The 16,414-nt window shown below is 72.6% G+C and carries 15 protein-coding genes; all 15 read right to left on the minus strand.

The annotated features are described in order from the left end of the window. Nucleotides 1-2: 2 nt before the first annotated feature. The 15 genes from Ani05nite_RS28625 to Ani05nite_RS28695 all read right to left on the minus strand — a co-directional run bounded on the left by Ani05nite_RS28625 (nucleotide 3) and on the right by Ani05nite_RS28695 (nucleotide 16,404). The gene (locus tag Ani05nite_RS28625; protein ID WP_203773443.1) at nucleotides 3-1,814 is read right to left on the minus strand and encodes an LpqB family beta-propeller domain-containing protein; all 1,812 of its coding nucleotides are present in this window, start codon (nucleotides 1,812-1,814) and stop codon (nucleotides 3-5) included. After that, the gene (gene mtrB, locus Ani05nite_RS28630) at nucleotides 1,811-3,499 is read right to left on the minus strand and encodes an MtrAB system histidine kinase MtrB (RefSeq protein ID WP_203773445.1); all 1,689 of its coding nucleotides are present in this window, start codon (nucleotides 3,497-3,499) and stop codon (nucleotides 1,811-1,813) included. The genes Ani05nite_RS28625 and mtrB overlap by 4 nt, the downstream gene beginning before the upstream one ends. Nucleotides 3,500-3,553: 54 nt before the next feature. Continuing rightward, nucleotides 3,554-4,243: an MtrAB system response regulator MtrA gene (mtrA, locus tag Ani05nite_RS28635; protein WP_203773447.1), complete on the minus strand. Its 690-nt coding sequence runs from the start codon at nucleotides 4,241-4,243 to the stop codon at nucleotides 3,554-3,556. Between the two features lie 102 nt (nucleotides 4,244-4,345). Continuing rightward, a complete protein-coding gene (gene efeB, locus Ani05nite_RS28640; RefSeq protein ID WP_203773449.1) occupies nucleotides 4,346-5,617 on the minus strand; it encodes an iron uptake transporter deferrochelatase/peroxidase subunit in 1,272 nt (423 codons plus the stop codon). A gap of 10 nt (nucleotides 5,618-5,627) precedes the next feature. Beyond that, the gene (gene efeO, locus Ani05nite_RS28645; RefSeq protein WP_203773451.1) at nucleotides 5,628-6,770 is read right to left on the minus strand and encodes an iron uptake system protein EfeO; all 1,143 of its coding nucleotides are present in this window, start codon (nucleotides 6,768-6,770) and stop codon (nucleotides 5,628-5,630) included. Nucleotides 6,771-6,784: 14 nt separating this feature from the next. Beyond that, nucleotides 6,785-7,642 (minus strand): iron uptake transporter permease EfeU, encoded by an 858-nt coding sequence (gene efeU / locus Ani05nite_RS28650; RefSeq protein ID WP_203773453.1) that lies wholly within the window; start codon nucleotides 7,640-7,642, stop codon nucleotides 6,785-6,787. Between the two features lie 154 nt (nucleotides 7,643-7,796). After that, nucleotides 7,797-7,997 (minus strand): DUF397 domain-containing protein, encoded by a 201-nt coding sequence (locus Ani05nite_RS28655; RefSeq protein WP_203773455.1) that lies wholly within the window; start codon nucleotides 7,995-7,997, stop codon nucleotides 7,797-7,799. A 43-nt stretch (nucleotides 7,998-8,040) separates the two neighbouring features. Beyond that, nucleotides 8,041-8,886 carry a helix-turn-helix domain-containing protein gene (locus tag Ani05nite_RS28660; RefSeq protein WP_239130717.1) on the minus strand — a complete coding sequence of 282 codons (846 nt, stop codon included), beginning with the start codon at nucleotides 8,884-8,886 and terminating at the stop codon, nucleotides 8,041-8,043. 244 nt (nucleotides 8,887-9,130) lie between these two features. Then, the gene (gene ahcY / locus Ani05nite_RS28665; RefSeq protein WP_203773457.1) at nucleotides 9,131-10,582 is read right to left on the minus strand and encodes an adenosylhomocysteinase; all 1,452 of its coding nucleotides are present in this window, start codon (nucleotides 10,580-10,582) and stop codon (nucleotides 9,131-9,133) included. 209 nt (nucleotides 10,583-10,791) lie between these two features. After that, on the minus strand, nucleotides 10,792-11,364 hold the full coding sequence (locus Ani05nite_RS28670) for a GNAT family N-acetyltransferase (protein WP_203773459.1): 573 nt from the start codon (nucleotides 11,362-11,364) through the stop codon (nucleotides 10,792-10,794). 37 nt (nucleotides 11,365-11,401) lie between these two features. Then, nucleotides 11,402-12,589, minus strand: a complete 1,188-nt coding sequence (manA, locus tag Ani05nite_RS28675; RefSeq protein WP_203773461.1) for a mannose-6-phosphate isomerase, class I — start codon at nucleotides 12,587-12,589, stop codon at nucleotides 11,402-11,404. Nucleotides 12,590-12,610: 21 nt separating this feature from the next. Then, nucleotides 12,611-13,576 (minus strand): cation diffusion facilitator family transporter, encoded by a 966-nt coding sequence (locus Ani05nite_RS28680; protein WP_203773463.1) that lies wholly within the window; start codon nucleotides 13,574-13,576, stop codon nucleotides 12,611-12,613. Continuing rightward, nucleotides 13,573-14,796 carry an SIS domain-containing protein gene (locus Ani05nite_RS28685; RefSeq protein WP_203773465.1) on the minus strand — a complete coding sequence of 408 codons (1,224 nt, stop codon included), beginning with the start codon at nucleotides 14,794-14,796 and terminating at the stop codon, nucleotides 13,573-13,575. Before Ani05nite_RS28685 ends, Ani05nite_RS28680 begins: the two co-directional genes overlap by 4 nt. Further along, the gene (locus Ani05nite_RS28690) at nucleotides 14,796-14,978 is read right to left on the minus strand and encodes a Trm112 family protein (protein ID WP_203773467.1); all 183 of its coding nucleotides are present in this window, start codon (nucleotides 14,976-14,978) and stop codon (nucleotides 14,796-14,798) included. The genes Ani05nite_RS28685 and Ani05nite_RS28690 overlap by 1 nt, the downstream gene beginning before the upstream one ends. 46 nt (nucleotides 14,979-15,024) lie before the next feature. Beyond that, nucleotides 15,025-16,404: a phosphomannomutase/phosphoglucomutase gene (locus tag Ani05nite_RS28695; protein WP_203773469.1), complete on the minus strand. Its 1,380-nt coding sequence runs from the start codon at nucleotides 16,402-16,404 to the stop codon at nucleotides 15,025-15,027. Nucleotides 16,405-16,414: the final 10 nt, after the last annotated feature.

Consider the following 16,414-nt stretch of genomic DNA (forward strand, 5'->3'; position numbering starts at 1 on the left):
GCTCAGCGCAGGAAGAACGGGGCGGTGGGCTTCACCCCGGACGGCGGGTTGGGCACCGGGTCCGCCAGATCGGCCACGCCGATCCGGACCGGCCCGGACAGCACGTCGAACGCGTCCCCGTCGGCCACGTACGCGATCGTGTCGGAGCTCTTGCTGCCGCTGACCGGGCTGACCGGATAGGCGGTGAGGTAGCTGACGCTCTTGGTGCCGATGTCGGCCAGGCGTTCCGACACGGAGCTGCCGTCGACCGTCATCTCGATGATCGCCACCCGGCCATTGTCGGCCCGGGTGCCGGCCGCCGCCAGCCACGTCTCGCTGCTCCAGTCCACGGCGCTGACCTGGCTCAACGGCGCCGCCAGGACCTGCTTGACGAGCGGGACCTGCACGCCGTCGCCGCTGGTGGACAGCGCCCCGGCGAAGAGCCGGCCGCGCGAGACCAGCGCGAGCCGCCGGCCGTCGGGGGCGACCGCGACCGCCGAGATGCCGTCGCCCACGCCGTCGACCCGGGCGAGCGCGCCGCCGTCCGAGCTGAAGCTGTACAGCCGCCCGCCGACGGTGATCAGGCCGACGGCGGCCACGTTGGGCTCGGCCGACGTGATCGCCCAGACGGGCTGGCCGGTCACCCCCTTCGGCAGCACGATCCGGGCCAGGGCCACCTTCTCGTCCGCGGCGGTGGCGCGTACCCGCAGCTCCTGGCGGCCGCCGGCGGTGACCACCAGGGCGGCGAAGCGCCGGGTGCCGGCCCCGGAGAAGGCCGCGGCCCGCACGAAACGGTTGTCCTCCGGGCGCAGGACCGGCACGGGCTCGGTGGCGTACGGGGAGCGCGACATCCGGCGGACCTGGCCGTTGTAGATCACGAAGCGCTCCGGCGTCGCCGCCAGCGCGTAGGCCGGGTTGCTGGTGTAGTAGTCGGTGCCCCGGTACTCCGTGCTGTCCTGGCTGCCGACCTTGAGCTCGAGGGTGTGCCACTCGTTGGAGCGCAGCGACCACATGAGCTGACGGCGCAGCCGCTCCAGCCCGGCGGGGTCGTCCGGCTGCGCCGCCTGGCCGTTGAGGCTGACCCGAAGCCGGTCGTCGCTGGGCGCGGGCACGTTGCCGTCCAGCTGGGTGCCGTCGGGCAGCGGCGTCACCGCGTCCTCGAGCAGCGGCGACGGCCCGTCGATCAGCCACTTGATGATCTCGTTGGGTCCCTGCTCGGACGGCAGGTCCCGGGGCACGTAGCGGGTGTCCGGGACCAGGCCGGTGTTCTCGAAGTTCCAGAAGTACAGCTCGCGGCGGTCGTAGAAGTTGTTCAGCGCGTCGTCGGTGATCATCAGCACCGGCGGCGCCTTCGTGACGAACAGCCCGCTCTGCCCGGCGGTGCTGGAGATGGTGAACTCGTAGTCCGGCGGGGTGTCGGCGGCCGTGTTGAGCACCCCGTTGCGGCTCAGCACCCCGACCGTCCGGGTGCGCAGCGTCACCTCGTCGCTGCCCGGATTGACCAGCGGCGTGTCGACGAGATGGATCACCCGGATCTCGGCCGGGGGCGCCTTGAAGGTCGCGGCCGCCGTCGGCGAGAGGAACCGCTTGACGCGTTCCATCGCGCCGTTCGGATCCCCGGCCGCCGCCTCCAGGTAGTAGCGCACGAACTGGCCCGGCTCGGAGCTGGCGATGCGGTCGTGCCGGATGGGCGCGGCCTCGCCGCCGGTGGAGGTGCCGGTCGAGGGCCCCGGGCCGACCCGCTGGACCTCGGTGCTGTCCGGGATGCCGCAGCCGCCGGTCAGCACGGCGGCGACCAGCGGCGCGGCGAGCAGCAGCCGCAGGCGCCGCCTCACCGGGCCACCTCGGCGGGCCGGCCGGCGGCCTCGCCGCCGTCGGTGGCCGCCTCGACGGCGAGCGGCGCCGCGTCCACCGCGCGGTCCCGGGGGATGAGCGGCAGCGGGGCGGCGACCAGGCGGTCACCGGAGCGCACCGGGACGGTGAGCCGGAACTGCGCGCCGCCGCCCGGCTCGCCCCAGGCCTCCAGCCAGCCGCCGTGCAGCCGGGCGTCCTCCACCGAGATGGACAGGCCCAGCCCGGTGCCGCCGGTCTGCCGGGCCCGGGACGGGTCGGCCCGCCAGAACCGGTTGAACACCAGGCGCTCCTCCCCCGGTTTGAGCCCGACGCCGTGGTCGCGCACGGTGACCGCGACCGCCGCCTCGTCGCTGGCCAGCGTGACCTCGACCGGGCGGCCCTCGCCGTGCTCGACGGCGTTGCCGACCAGGTTGCGCAGCACGCGCTCGATGCGGCGGGGGTCGACCTCGGCGATGACCGGGGTCTCCGGCAGCCGCAGCTCGATGGTGACGCCGACCCGCTCGGCCAGCCCGCCCAGGCGCTCGGCGACCCGCTCGACGATCGGCACCAGGTCGGTGTGCTCGGCGTCGAGGGCGGCGAAGCCCGCGTCGAACCGGCTGATCTCCAGCAGGTCGGTGAGCAGGCTCTCGAACCGGTCCAGCTCGGCCTGGAGCAGCTCGGCGCTGCGGGCCACGGCGGGGTCGAAGTCCTCGCGCTCGGAGAAGATCAGGTCGGCGGCCATCCGTACGGTGGTCAGCGGGGTGCGCAGCTCGTGCGAGACGTCCGAGGTGAAGCGCCGCTGCAGCCGGGACATCTCCTCCAGCCGGACGATCTGGCGCTGCAGGTTGGCCGCCATCTGGTTGAAGGAGGCGGCCAGCAGGGCCAGGTCGTCCTCGCCATCGACCTTCATGCGCTGGTCGAGCAGGCCGGCGGAGAGCCGCTGGGCGGTCCGGGCGGCCACCCGTACCGGCGTGACCACCATCCGGGTGACCAGGCCGGCCACCACGCCCAGCAGGATCACCAGGGCCAGGCCGGTGACCAGCACGGTGGTGCGGATCTCGTTGGCCGCGCGGTCCTCGGTGGTCAGCGGCACGAGGTAGTAGAGCTCGACGTGGCCGAAGCTGGTCGGCACCGGGGAGCCGTACACCAGGTACTTGGTGCGCACGCCGCCCACCTCGGCGGTGCGGATCTGCTGGGCCACCTGGCCGGAGTCGGCCACCGTGCGGACCAGGTCGGGGGTGATCAGCGGCGTGGTGTCGACCTTGATCGAGGTCTCCGGCTTGATCTCCGGGATGGTGTCGGCCCGCAGCGCGACGATGGCGCCGCCGCTCTCGGCGGAGTCGCCGTCGGCGAGCCGGGCCACCGTGTCGACGAAGGTCGTCGGCAGCCGCGGGTCGCGCGCCTGCGGGTGGACGGTGAGCTGGTCGATCGCGTACTCCACCTTGCCCTGCATCTGGGCCTTGACCTCGTCCTCGGCCCGGTCCAGCAGGATCTGGGTGCTGCGGTCGGCGATGAACCAGCCGAACCCGCCGACCAGCAGGCTGGACGCGACCAGGGTCAGGGTGACCACGCGCAGGTGCAGCGAACGGCGCCAGGCGCGGCGGGCGGGCGCGGTCACCCGGCGGCCGTGGCGCAGGCCGACGCGCCACTGGCGCCGCACCACCCTCAGGGTGCGGCGGACAGGCATCGGTAACCAGGCGGGAGCATGCATCTCGGGGGCAAGGTTATCCCCCGCCGGGCCCTACCCGGTGCCCGCCTTGTATCCGACACCGCGCACGGTCAGGATGATCTCCGGGCGCTCGGGGTCCGGCTCGATCTTGGCGCGCAGCCGCTGGACGTGCACGTTGACCAGCCGGGTGTCGGCCGCGTGCCGGTAGCCCCAGACCTGCTCGAGCAGCACCTCGCGGGTGAAGACCTGACGCGGCTTGCGGGCCAGCGCGACCAGCAGGTCGAACTCCAGCGGCGTCAGCTTCACCTCCTCGCCGTCGCGGGAGACGGTGTGCGCCGGCACGTCGATGGTGATCTGGTTGCCCGGCGGGCCGATGGTCAGCAGCTCGGGCGCGGCGTCCTCACCCCGGCGCAGCCGGGCGCGCATCCGCGCCACCAGCTCCTTGGGCTTGAACGGCTTCACCACGTAGTCGTCCGCGCCGGACTCCAGGCCCAGCACCACGTCGACCGTGTCGCTCTTGGCGGTCAGCATGACGATCGGGATGCCCGACTCGGTGCGGATGGCCCGGGCCACGTCGATGCCGCTCATCCCCGGCAGCATCAGGTCGAGCAGGACGATGTCCGGCCGGCTCTCCCGGAACGCGGAAAGGGCGCGCTCGCCGTCGGCGACGAAGGAGGGTAGGAAACCTTCGCTGCGCAGGACGATGCCGAGCATCTCGGCCAGCGCTGGGTCGTCATCGACGACGAGTACCCGGGCTCTCATGCGATCCAATATTGCACTGTCCCCTTCAAGCCCGTGTGACCGCCCGGCGATCATGCGCCGCGCCGCCGCCGATCATGGACCGGCGTGGCGCAGAAATCCAGGCTAGGCGAACAGCGCCCGGCCCCAGTAGTCCGCCGGGCCGGTCACGCCCGGCGGGCAGGCGAACAGCGCCTGGGAGACCGGCTTGAGGTACTCGTTCATCTCGTCCATCCGCGACAGGTTGCGCTGGATCGGCACGAACTGCTTGCGTGGATCGCGCTGGTAGGCGATGAAGAACAGGCCCGCGTTGAGCCGGCCCAGCCCGTCCGAGCCGTCCACGAAGTTGTAGCCGCGGCGCAGCAGCCGGGCGCCGCCGTTCATCGTCGGGTGGGCCAGGCGCACGTGCGAGGTCTTGGCCAGCACCGGCTCGCCGTCCGCGTCCTTGGCCGCGAGGTCCGGCTCGTCGAACTCGTCCCGGCCGCCCAGCGGGGCGCCGGAGCCCTTCCGCCGTCCGACGATCATCTCCTGCTCGGCCAGCGACGACCGGTCCCAGGTCTCGACGATCATGCGGATCTTGCGGCTCACCAGGTACGACCCGCCGGTCATCCACTCGGGCCCGTCGCCCGGCTGCACCCAGAGGTGGTCGCGCAGCAGCTCGGTCTCCTCGGACTTGAGGTTGGCCGTGCCGTCCTTGAAGCCGAACAGGTTGCGCGGGGTCGCCTGCGTCTTCGACGTGGACGACGTACGCCCGAAGCCGAGCTGCGACCAGCGCACGCTGACCACGCCCATGCCGATCCGGGCCAGGTTGCGGATCGCGTGCACCGCCACCTGCGGATCGTTGGCGCAGGCCTGCACGCACAGGTCGCCGCCCGAGATGGTGTCGTCCAGCCGGTCGCCCGGGAAGTGCGGCAGGTCGGCCAGGGCCGGCGGGCGCCGGTCGGCGATGCCGAAACGGTCCTTGCCGGTCGCGTCGCGGAACAGCGTCGGGCCGAAGCCGACGGTGATCGTCAGCCCCGACGGCGGCAGGCCGAGCGCCTCGCCGGTGTCGTCCGGCGGCGCCTCCGGGATGCCGCCGACCGCGCCCACCTCGCCGGCGTCCCGGCCGGCGGTCATCCGCGCCGCCGCGGTGGTCCAGTCCTTCAGCATGCCGACGAGCCGTTCGCGGTCCTTGGTGATGACGTCGAACGCGACGAAGTGCAGCCGGTCCTGCGCTGGCGTGACGATGCCGGCCTGGTGCTCGCCGGTGAACGCCACGGCCCCCTCGGCCGGGTGCGGTTCGTCGTCGGCCGCCCCCTTGATCAGGGCGCCACCGACCGCGGCGGCGCCGGCCACCCCGGCCACGCCGACCCCGGCGAGCGCGATGGCCCGCCGTCGCGACACGATGCTGTCCGTCACGCCGGCTCCCCTACTTCTTCGAGACGACCGCGGCGACTTTGCTGATGGGCTCGGCCAGCGCGTTGATCGCGTCGGAGAGCCCCTTCAGGTCGGCCGCGCTCAGGGTGTTGTGCAGCTTCCAGCCGTCGCCGTCGCGGTACTTGGCCAGCGCCGCGTCCACGTTCGCGAACTCGGTGTCGAGCGTCTTGACCAGCGCGGGATCGCGCTCCTCGAGGACCGGGCGCAGCGCCGCGATGGCGGCCTTGGAACCCTCGACGTTGGCGTTGAAATCCCACAGGTCGGTGTGCGAGTAGCGGTCCTCCTCGCCGGTGATCTTGCCGGTGGCGACCTCGTCGAGCAGGCCCTTGGCGCCGTTGGCCAGCTGCAGCGGGGAGAGCTTCTCGGCGTCGGCCTTGGCCACGATCTCCTTGACGTCGGCCAGCAGCCGGTCGGCGATCGGGCCGTCCTGGGAAAGGTCCGGCTTGGCCGCCCAGAGGTCCTTCTCGAGGCGGTGGAAGCCGGTGAACTCCATGCCCTCCTCGATGACCTCCTCGCGGCCGTCGATCTTCGGGTCCAGGTCGCCGAAGATCTCCGCGACCGGCTCGATCCGCTCCCAGTAGGTGCGGGTGACCGGGAACAGCGCCCGGGCCTTGGCCACGTCGCCGGCCTTGACCGCGGCCACGAACTCCTCGGTCTTGGGCAGCAGCGCGGCGGTCTGGCTCCGCACGTACCGCGAGTAGCTGGCGGTGGCGTCGGCCAGCGCGGCGTCGTCGGTCAGCGGGGCCGAGGAGCCGGCGACGGTCAGCGCGGCCCGGATGCCCCGGCCGCTCATGCCCGGCTTGCAGGCGGTCTCGTACGAGCCGGCCGGCAGCTCCACGTGCAGCTCGCGGGTCAGGCCGGGCGCGATGTTCTCCACCTCGCCCATGACCCGGTCGCCCGGGGCGTACACGTAGAACTCGGTGACCTTGTTGCCGCCGTTGGTGATGGTGAAGACGCTGGTGCCGGCGTCGGCCTTGTTCCGGGCGACCTCGCAGGCGGTGTCGGAAGCCTTGACCGTGATCGGCCCGCCCGCGGCGCCGGCGGCGGTGTCGTCGGCCTTGTCGCCGCCGCACGCGGCCAGGGCGCCACCGAGGACGCCGACCGCGGCGAGCGCGAGGATTCGGGTGGTACGCATGGTCGGGGCTTCTCCTACTGCTGCGGCGCGGGGGCCGGGGCGGGTTCGGGGGTGACGACCGGCGCCTTCTTGCCGGCCGGGCGGAGGAACAGGATCAGCACGGGGATGCCGTACGCGACCCAGGCGACGGACTCCAGCACCGACGCCGTGGGGGTGATGTTGAACATGCCGGTCAGCAGGGCGGTGTACCAGGCGCTGGGGTCGAGCACGCCGCTGATGTCGTACGCCAGGCTGTTCAGCCCCGGGAGGACGTTCGCCTCCTGGAAGTCGTGCACGCCGTACTTCAGGATCCCGGCGGCGACCAGGATCAGCAGCACGCCGGTCCACTTGAAGAAGACCGAGAGGTTGATCCGCACCGCGGTGGCGTACATCAGGTAGCCGATGACCACCGCGGACGCGATGCCGATCAGCAGCGCGTAGAGCGGGCTGCTGTTGTCGGCGGCGCCCTGCACGGCGGAGTAGAAGATGAGCGAGGTCTCGAGGCCCTCGCGGACGACGGCGAGGAAGGCCATCACGGCCACCGCGATCGAGCCGACCTCCAGCGCGTCCTGGAGCTTGCCGCGCAGCTCACCGGCGATGGAGCGGGCGGCCCGGCGCATCCAGAAGATCATCCAGGTCACGAAGGCCACGGCCAGGATGGAGGTGACCGCCTCGAAGAGCTCGCGCTGCTCGTACTTCTGCAGCAGCGTCGTCGAGGTGTAGCTCAGCAGCCAGCCGAAGAAGACCGACAGCGCCACGGCGAGGCCGACGCCGGCCCAGACCTGGACGAGCCGGTCCCGGCGGTCGGACTTGACCAGGAACGCGATGAGGATGCTGACCACCAGGGTGGCTTCCAACCCCTCACGCAGGCCGATGAGGTAGGTGGCGAGCATGGCACTCCGTCGCTAAGGCATCCCTAAGTAAGGCTCGGCATACCTTAGTCACGAGCGAGCCACTTCCGTCAAGCCACGTCGCCATCCGACGGCTCAACTATCAGGCAGCTCACACCCGGGGGCGGCCGTTCGCCGGCCGCCCCCGCCGCGGCGATCAGCGGTCGAACTCGCCGTCCCGGACGCCGGCGATGAACTCGGCCCAGCCGCGGGTCCCGAACTCCAGGACCGGTCCGCGGACGTCCTTGGAGTCGCGGACGAACACCGCCGCGGCGGCCGAGGCGATCTCGACACAGTGCCCGGCGGCGGCGCTGCGGGTGCTCTTTCGCCAGGTCAAGCCTTGTTTCTGCAATGTCATGCCTTTCCGCGGATGAATACTCGCCTCGGGTAACGCCCGCCGGTCAGCCGAGGGCATGCCCCGTTCGGGCGATCAGCTCCCGAGTCTCCGGGACCGACAGGGCCCGCCGTCGCAGATCGGCGAAAGCCTCCCGGTACACCCGCACGTCCGAGGGTTTCGTCCGCAACTGTCCGCCGACCAGGTCCTCGCTGTGCACCACGGGCGCCCGCTCCGGGCCGAACTCGAAAATGACGAACGCCTCACCCAGCGCCGCGTGCGCCCCGGCCGCGAACGGCAGCACCCGCAGCTCGACGCCCGGCCGCTGGCTGGCCTCGTACAGCCGCTGCACCTGGCGGCGCAGGACGGCGCGCCCGCCCACCTCGCGGCGCAGCGCGGACTCGTCCAGAACCACGCACAGCTGCGGCGGCGGGTCGCGGGTCAGCACGGTCTGCCGGGCCATCCGCAGCGCGGTCCGGCGGTGCGCGGTCTCCGGGTCACGGACCTCCGCACCCACCTCGATCACCGCGCGCGCGTACTCGTCGGTCTGCAGCAGACCGGGCACCACCTGCGTCTCCCACTCACAGATGACCACGGCCTCGGCCTCGAAGGCGACGAACTCGTCGTAGGGCTCGGCCACCGAGGACCGGTACGGCGCCCACCACACCCGGACCCGCCCGCGCCGGGCCAGTTCGCGCAACCGCGCGCGGTCGCCGTGGGTACCGGCGTAGACCCGCAGCAGGCGCTCGAGGTCGGCGTCGCTGATCCCGGTGCGGGCCGTCTCGATCCGGCTCAGCTTGGACTCGGACCAGCCCAGTAGGGCCGCGACCTCGGCGCCCCGGCGTTCCCCGCGCAGCCGGCGCAGCTCGCCACCGAGCTCCCGGCGCGCGGCCATCGATGTCGGCCTGGCCACGCGACCCACCGTACCGGTGACCCAGTGCAACTTGCACGACACTTTCTGCACTTGCAGTTAGGACCGGAGCGTGTCGTAATGAGAGGGAAGGAAGCCTTTGGTGCGGGTCGTCGGGCGGGGGACCACGCACCACGCCGCGGGGTCCCTGCGGCAACCTGCGGGCCGCCTGCGGGGGTGGCCGGCAGACAGGGAAGCGGACCGGTGGCGGCAACCGCCGGTTCGCTTTTCCACGCCGGCGCCGGCGTCAGTAACGGTAGTGGTCCGGCTTGTACGGACCCTCCACCGCGATGCCGAGGTACGACGCCTGCTCCTTGGTCAGCTCGGTCAGCTGCACGCCCAGCGCGCCCAAATGCAGCCGGGCCACCTTCTCGTCCAGGTACTTGGGCAGCACGTAGACGCCGACGGGGTAGGCCTCGGTCCGGGTGAACAGCTCGATCTGCGCGATCGTCTGATTCGAGAAGCTGTTGCTCATCACGAACGACGGATGCCCGGTCGCGTTGCCGAGATTGAGCAGGCGGCCCTCGGAGAGCACCAGCACCGAGTGACCGTCGGCGAACCGCCACTCGTCCACCTGCGGCTTGACCGGGACCCGGGTCACGTCCCGGCGCCGGGCCAGCCCGGCCATGTCGATCTCGTTGTCGAAGTGGCCGATGTTGCCGACGACGGCCTGGTGCTTCATCCCGGCCATGTGCTCGCTAGTGATGACGTTGAGGCAGCCGGTCGCGGTGATGAAGATGTCGGCCGTGGCCACCACGTCGGCCAGGGTGGCGACCTGGAAGCCGTCCATCGCCGCCTGGAGCGCGCAGATCGGGTCGATCTCGGTGACGACGACCCGGGCGCCCTGCCCGCGCAGCGACTCGGCGCAGCCCTTGCCGACGTCGCCGTAGCCGCAGACCACCGCCACCTTGCCGCCGATCAGCACGTCGGTGGCCCGGTTGAGGCCGTCGATGAGCGAGTGCCGGCAGCCGTACCTGTTGTCGAACTTGCTCTTGGTGACCGAGTCGTTGACGTTGATCGCCGGGAAGAGCAGGGTGCCCTGCTGCTGCATCTCGTACAGGCGGTGCACCCCGGTGGTGGTCTCCTCGGTGACGCCCTTGATGCCGGCGGCGATCCGGGTCCAGCGCCGGTCGTCCTCGGCCAGGCCGCGCCGCAGCAGGGCGAGGATGACGGCGTATTCCTCCGAGTCGTCGGGGTCCGCGGCCGGGACGGCGCCGAGCTTCTCGACCTCGGCGCCCTTGTGCACGAGCAGCGTGGCGTCGCCGCCGTCGTCGAGGATCATGTTCGGGCCCTCGCCGCCGGGCCAGCGCAGCACCTGCTCGGTGCACCACCAGTACTCCGGCAGCGACTCGCCCTTCCAGGCGTAGACGGGCACCCCGGCCGGGGCGTCGGGGGTGCCGTCCGGGCCGACGACCACCGCCGCCGCGGCGTGGTCCTGGGTGGAGAAGATGTTGCAGGAGGCCCAGCGGACCCGGGCGCCCAGCGCCGTCAGCGTCTCGATGAGGACGGCGGTCTGGATGGTCATGTGCAGCGAACCGGTCACCCGGGCGCCGCGCAGCGGTCGGCTCGGTCCGTACTCCCGGCGCAGGGCCATCAGGCCGGGCATCTCGTGCTCGGCGAGCTCGATCTCCTTGCGGCCGAACGCGGCGAGCGACAGGTCGGCGACCTTGAAGTCGCCGGCGGCGAGCGTGCTGGTCATCCGTGCTCCTGGAGGACGGGGCCGGGGTAGCCGACAACTTTACGCCCGGACAGCGAACGGGGCGACGGATCCGAAGATCCGCCGCCCCGTTCATCCCCCCGGTTTGGTACCGCGCGCGTCCGTGGGACCCCCCGATCACCAATGACGCTGCGTGTTTATAGATTCACACTCCGCACACGGCATGTCAAGCAAATCGGGAAATTTGCCCATTAATCATTGTCCTGTGTGTCGACCGTCTCGCTCCCCGTGTCGGCCAGGCGGTCCTCCAGGAGCTGCCCCGGCCAGCTCCGGCCGTCGGCCAGGTCCACCGAGAAGGGGCTGACCCGGCGGAAGCCCGCGCGTTCGTAATAGCGCACCAGCGCCTGGTCGTCCCCCGCATAACAATCCACCCGCAGCAGTCCCACGCCACGCTCCCGGGCCAACCGCCGGGCCTGGTCTAGCAGCCGGCCCCCGATGCCCCGTCCGGCGTACTCGTGGTCGGTGACCAGCAGGTTCACGTACAGCTCCGGCTCCGGGGCGGGCGGGATGTGACCCGGCGCCTCCCCCACGGCCAGCGCGCCCACCGGCCGGCCGGCCAGGCAGGCCAGATGCAGCAGACCCGCCTCAGCCCACCCGCTGATCCGCGCGTGCTGCCGCGGCTCGGCCGAGAGCGGTCGCGTGCCCCATTGCCCCGGACGGTCCTGCGCCACCAGCCAGCGCACCGCCCCGTCGAGCAGCGCCAGCACCGCCGGCACGTCGGCCACGCCACCCGCACGAATCTTCAGCTCCGCCGCACTATGCATGCGAGAAATCCTCGCAGAGCCCCGCCCGCGCCCGGCGTCAGGAGGCGACGGCCGCCACGAACACCTCGCCGACGCCCGCCAGCGTCGCCGGACCCGTCTCGGCCGGGACGTACGCCGCCGTTCCCGGCGTCACCTCGACCGGGGTGCCGTCCACGGCCTCCGCCACGAACACGTCACCCCGGATGCCCAGCACGATCCGGGGCCCCTCCCCCGGCAGGCGCAACGGCGGGGCCGCCGGGGTCAGCTCGACCCGGTACAGCGCGAACTCGCGGACCGGCACCGGCCAGGTCTGCACCCCGGGCGCCACCGGCGTGGCCCGCAGGATCGGGTCGTCCAGCACCTCGAAGCGCAGCACCCGCAGCAACTCCTCGACGTCCACCCGCTTCGGGGTCAGGCCGCCGCGCAGCACGTTGTCACTGGCCGCCATGATCTCGACGCCCATGCCGCTCAGGTAGGCGTGCAGGTTGCCCGCGGGCATCCAGATCGCCTCGCCCGGCGCCAGGCTCACCTGGTGGAGCAGGAGGGCGACCAGGACCCCGGGGTCCTGCGGATAGCGGCCGGCCAGGTCGGCCGCCAGCGTATGGCTGCGGGCGTACTCGCCGCCGCCGCGCGCGGCCTTGACCACGTCCGCGATCAGCGCCGCGCGGTCGTCCGCCGGCCAGCTCAACAGCACGCGGACGGCGTCGCGCAGGCCGGCCGGGCCGGCCCGCAGCGCCGCGACCACCGGGGCCAGGCGCGCGAGGCCCAGGGCCTCGATCACTGCCGCCGACACGTCCGGGGCGCGGAAGCCGCACAGCGCCTCGAACGGCGTGAGCGCGACCAGCATCTCCGGCTTGTGGTGCTCGTCGGTGTAGTTGCGCGGCACCGCCGGATCGGCCTCCTGGGCCGCGTACGCCCGCTTCGCGTACGCCGCGTCCGGGTGGGCCTGCAACGACAGCGGCGCCTCGGCGGCCAGGACCTTCATCAGGTACGGCAGGCGGGGGCCGAACTCGTCCACGACCTCCGCCCCGAGCTGGCCCTTCGGGTCGTCACCGATCAGCGCCGCCAGGCTGACCGGCCCGTCCGGCCCGGTCACCGTGGACGGGTCGCCCGGGTGGGCGCCCAGCCACAGCTCGGCCTCGGGGGCGTCGCTGGGCGCCGGCCGGCCCTGGAGCCCGGCGATCGCGCTGCGCGAGCCCCAGGCGTACGGGCGGATGACGCCGCGCAGTGGGAGAACAGCAGCCACAGCCGCCCCCGTCCGTGAGAGTTACGCCGTCGCCGGCTGCGTGCCGGCGTCGGCCGCCGACACCGCCCCGGCCTGCGGGCTGTAGATGTCGGGCTCGAGGTAGATGACCCGGGCGATGGGCAGCGCCTCGCGGATCCGGGCCTCGGTCTCGTTGATGTGCCGGGCGACGTCCGCCGCCCGCTCCGAGGGCTGCACGGCGATCTTGGCCGCCACCAGCAGCTCCTCGGGGCCCAGGTGCAGCGTCTTCATGTGGATGATGCGCTCGACCCCGGGGCCGGCCATGATCGCCTGCTCGATCGTGGTCACGTCCTCCGGGTTGGCGCCCTCGCCGAGCAGCAGGCTCTTGGTCTCCAGGGCCAGCACGACGGCGATGGCCACCAGCAGCAGGCCGATCGCCGCGGTGCCGATGCCGTCCCACACGCCGTCGCCGGTGATCAGCGTCAGCGTGACGCCGAACAGCGCGAACACCAGGCCGACGAGCGCGCCGGCGTCCTCGAGCAGCACGACCGGCAGCTCGGGGGCCTTGGCGCGGCGCACGAAGTTGACCCACGAGATCTTGCCGCGGGTGTGGTTGGACTCCACGATCGCCGTACGGAACGAGTAGCTCTCCAGCCCGATCGCGACGAGCAGCACCACGATGGGCACCCACTGCCAGGCGTCGATCGGCTCGGGGTGCTGGATCTTGTGGTACGCCTCGTACAGCGCGAAGAGGCCGCCCACGCTGAACAGCACGATCGAGACGATGAACGCGTAGATGTAGCGTTCCCGGCCGTACCCGAAGGGGTGCTCCGGGGTGGCCCGGCGCTGCGCCCGCTTGCCGCCGAGCAGCAGCAGGGCCTGGTTGCCGGAGTCGGCGACCGAGTGGATCGACTCGGCCAGCATCGACGACGAGCCGGTCAGCAGCCAGGCGACGAACTTGGTGGCCGCGATGCCGAGGTTGGCCCCCAGCGCCGCGATGATCGCCCTGGTGCCGCCACCCGCACTCACTGGAGTCCCTCCGGCATGAGGTTGCTGAGCTCCTTCATCTCGTTGATGGCCGGCACGGCCATCGGGTCCAGGCCGTGGGCCAGCGCCAGGTAGATGGACGCGAAGTCGGGCACCGCGACCAGCGAGGCCAGCCGCTCCAGGGCGGAGCCGCCCTCAGCGGTGACCACGTCGCAGCGCACGCCGCGGCGTTCCGCCAGGGTCTGCACCGCGTCCGCGCGGCGCTCCTCCACGGCGACCGGCTCGTCGGCCTCGTCCTCGGGGTTGAGGCCGCCGTCGCGCAGCACCACCAGGCGCAGCCGGGTGGAATTCTCCTCCTCGGCGTCGGGGTCGGCGAAGATGTCGCGCGACGACTCGGCCAGGCCGCCGAACGGCCCGTCGAGCAGCCCGACCCGGCCGCGGCCGGCCTCGCCGAGCGCGCCGGCCATCACCGGGTAGCGGGCGTTGGCGGCCAGGGTGTCGGCGAAGCGCCGGGCGGCGACGGTGGCGAGCGGCGACGAGCCCCACACGATGGGGATCGAGCCGGCCAGGCCCAGCGCCAGCGACTTCGCCGGGTTGACGAAGGACTCGGCCCCCGCACGGCAGCGCTCGGCGTCGGCGTCCAGGCGGGCGGCCGTCTCGGCCAGGTCGGCCTCGTTGACCTTGACCAGCCCCAGGCTGCGGGCGGCCAGCAGCACCGGCACGGCCAGGCCCCACAGGCTGGCCCGGGCCGGGGCGCGCCGCGGCACCGGGATGAACGGCGCCCGGGCCCGCTCGGCCATGGCCTGCAGCTCGGAGTCGGGGTTGCCGATGGCCACCAGGCGCGCGCCGCGGCGGGCGGCGGCGTCCGCGGCGGCCAGCGCCTCGGGGCTGCGACCGCTGGCGGACACGGCGATGACCACGTCGGCCGCGCCGACCCAGCCGGGCACGCCCGCGCTGCGGTGCCCGATGACCGGGACCGGGCAGCGGGGACCGGCCACGGTGGCCAGGATGTTGCCGGTCAGCCCGGCGGTGCCGATGCCGGCGACCACGACGGCGCGGGGCCGGCCCTCGTCGGCGAGCGCGCTCAGGTTGGCCTCGGCGGCCAGCGCGGCCGACTCGCGGACCTGGGCGCCGGCCGACGCGGTGGCCCGCAGCATGCCGCCCGGGTCGCTCTCTAGCATCGCCTTCTCGTCCTCGAGCAGCGCCTCGTCGGCCTCCCGGCGGCCGGTCAGGCCGGTCCCGCCCTCCCTCGGCGCGGCCATCAGGAGGCCTTTCCCTCGGTGATCGCCTCGTCCAGGAGCAGAACCGGGATGTCGTCCCGCACCGGGAAGACGCGGTGGCACTCGGTGCAGGTCAGCGTCTGCGCGCCGGCGTCGTACTCCAGCGGCGCGTGGTGTGTGTCCGGGCAGGCCAGAATCTCCAGCAGCTGCGGGTCGAGGGCCACCGAACGGCTCCTTAAGCGTGCGCGGGCATTGCGGAACCAGGTGATCCTAACCGCGAACGATACCGAGCACCCGGTCACGCACGGCGGCCATCCGGTCCGGCTTGCCGGCCTCCACGTTCAGCCGCAGCAGCGGCTCGGTGTTGGAGGCGCGCAGGTTGAACCAGGCGCCGTCGCTCAGCAGCACGGTCATGCCGTCCAACTCGTCGAAGGTGGCGTCGGAGAACGCGGCCCGCACCTCGGCCACCTTGGCGGCCGCGTCGGCAACCGTGCTGTTGATCTCACCCGAGGCGCTGTAGCGCTCGAACTCCGCCGCGAACTGCGACAGCGGCTGCCCCTGGCCACCGAGGGCGGCCAGCACGTGCATCGCGGCGAGCATGCCGGTGTCGGCGAACCAGAAGTCGCGGAAGTAGTAGTGCGCGGAGTGCTCGCCGCCGAACACCGCGTTGGTCCGGGCCATCTCGGCCTTGATGAAGGAGTGGCCGACCCGGCTGCGGACCGCCACGCCGCCGTTCTCGGCGATGATCTCGGGCACCGCGGCGGAGGTGATCACGTTGTGGATGACCGTGCTGCCCGGGAACTTGGCCAGCTCGCGCTTGGCCACCAGCGCGGTGATCGCCGACGGGGAGACCGGGTCGCCGTTCTCGTCCACCACGAAGCAGCGGTCGGCGTCGCCGTCGAACGCCAGGCCCAGGTCGGCGCCGTGCTCGCGGACGGCCGCCTGCAGGTCGACCAGGTTGGCCGGGTCCAGCGGGTTGGCCTCGTGGTTGGGGAAGGAGCCGTCCAGCTCGAAGTAGAGCGGCACGATCTCCAGCGGCAGCGCGCTGAGCTCCTGGTCGCCGAGCACGGCCGGCACGGTGTACCCGCCCATGCCGTTGCCCGCGTCGACGACGACCTTGAGCGGCCGGATGCCGGAGAGGTCGACCAGGCCGCGCAGGTGCCGGGCGTAGTCGGCGAGCAGGTTGCGGTGCTCGATCGCCGGCGGCACCTCGGCCACCGCGTCGAGGTCGTTCAGCAGCTCCTCGGCCCGCTGGCGGACGATGACCAGGCCGCTGTCCTGGCCCACCGGGCGGGCGCCGGCCCGGCACAGCTTGATGCCGTTGTACTGCGCCGGGTTGTGGCTGGCGGTGAACATGGCGCCGGGCAGGCCGAGCACCCCGGAGGCGTAGTAGAGCTGGTCGGTGGAGCCGAGACCGATGTGCACGACCGTGGCGCCCGCCGAGTTGACCCCGGCGGCGAAGGCGGCGGCCAGCGCGGGGCCGGTCTCGCGCATGTCGTGGGCCAGCACGATCCGGTCCGCGTCGTCGCCCGCCTCCCGGAGCATCTCGACGAAGGCCGTGCCCAGGGCGCGGGCCACGGTCTCGTTGAGCTGGTCGGGCACAACGCCACGAACGTCGTAGGCCTTGACGAGCTCGGACAGATCAGACAAAGGTCACTCC

Source organism: Actinoplanes nipponensis (assembly GCF_016862275.1).
Lineage (GTDB): Bacteria > Actinomycetota > Actinomycetes > Mycobacteriales > Micromonosporaceae > Actinoplanes > Actinoplanes nipponensis.

Excerpts from the sequence above, each read along its gene's own strand:
- mtrA (WP_203773447.1), bottom strand. The coding sequence starts at position 4,243 with ATGAGAGCCCGGGTACTCGTCGTCGATGACGACCCAGCGCTGGCCGAG.
- Ani05nite_RS28670 (WP_203773459.1), bottom strand. The coding sequence starts at position 11,364 with ATGCATAGTGCGGCGGAGCTGAAGATTCGTGCGGGTGGCGTGGCCGAC.
- ahcY (WP_203773457.1), bottom strand. The coding sequence starts at position 10,582 with ATGACCAGCACGCTCGCCGCCGGCGACTTCAAGGTCGCCGACCTGTCG.
- efeU (WP_203773453.1), bottom strand. The coding sequence starts at position 7,642 with ATGCTCGCCACCTACCTCATCGGCCTGCGTGAGGGGTTGGAAGCCACC.
- Ani05nite_RS28685 (WP_203773465.1), bottom strand. The coding sequence starts at position 14,796 with ATGGCCGCGCCGAGGGAGGGCGGGACCGGCCTGACCGGCCGCCGGGAG.
- Ani05nite_RS28655 (WP_203773455.1), bottom strand. The coding sequence starts at position 7,997 with ATGACATTGCAGAAACAAGGCTTGACCTGGCGAAAGAGCACCCGCAGC.
- mtrB (WP_203773445.1), bottom strand. The coding sequence starts at position 3,499 with ATGCCTGTCCGCCGCACCCTGAGGGTGGTGCGGCGCCAGTGGCGCGTC.
- efeO (WP_203773451.1), bottom strand. The coding sequence starts at position 6,770 with ATGCGTACCACCCGAATCCTCGCGCTCGCCGCGGTCGGCGTCCTCGGT.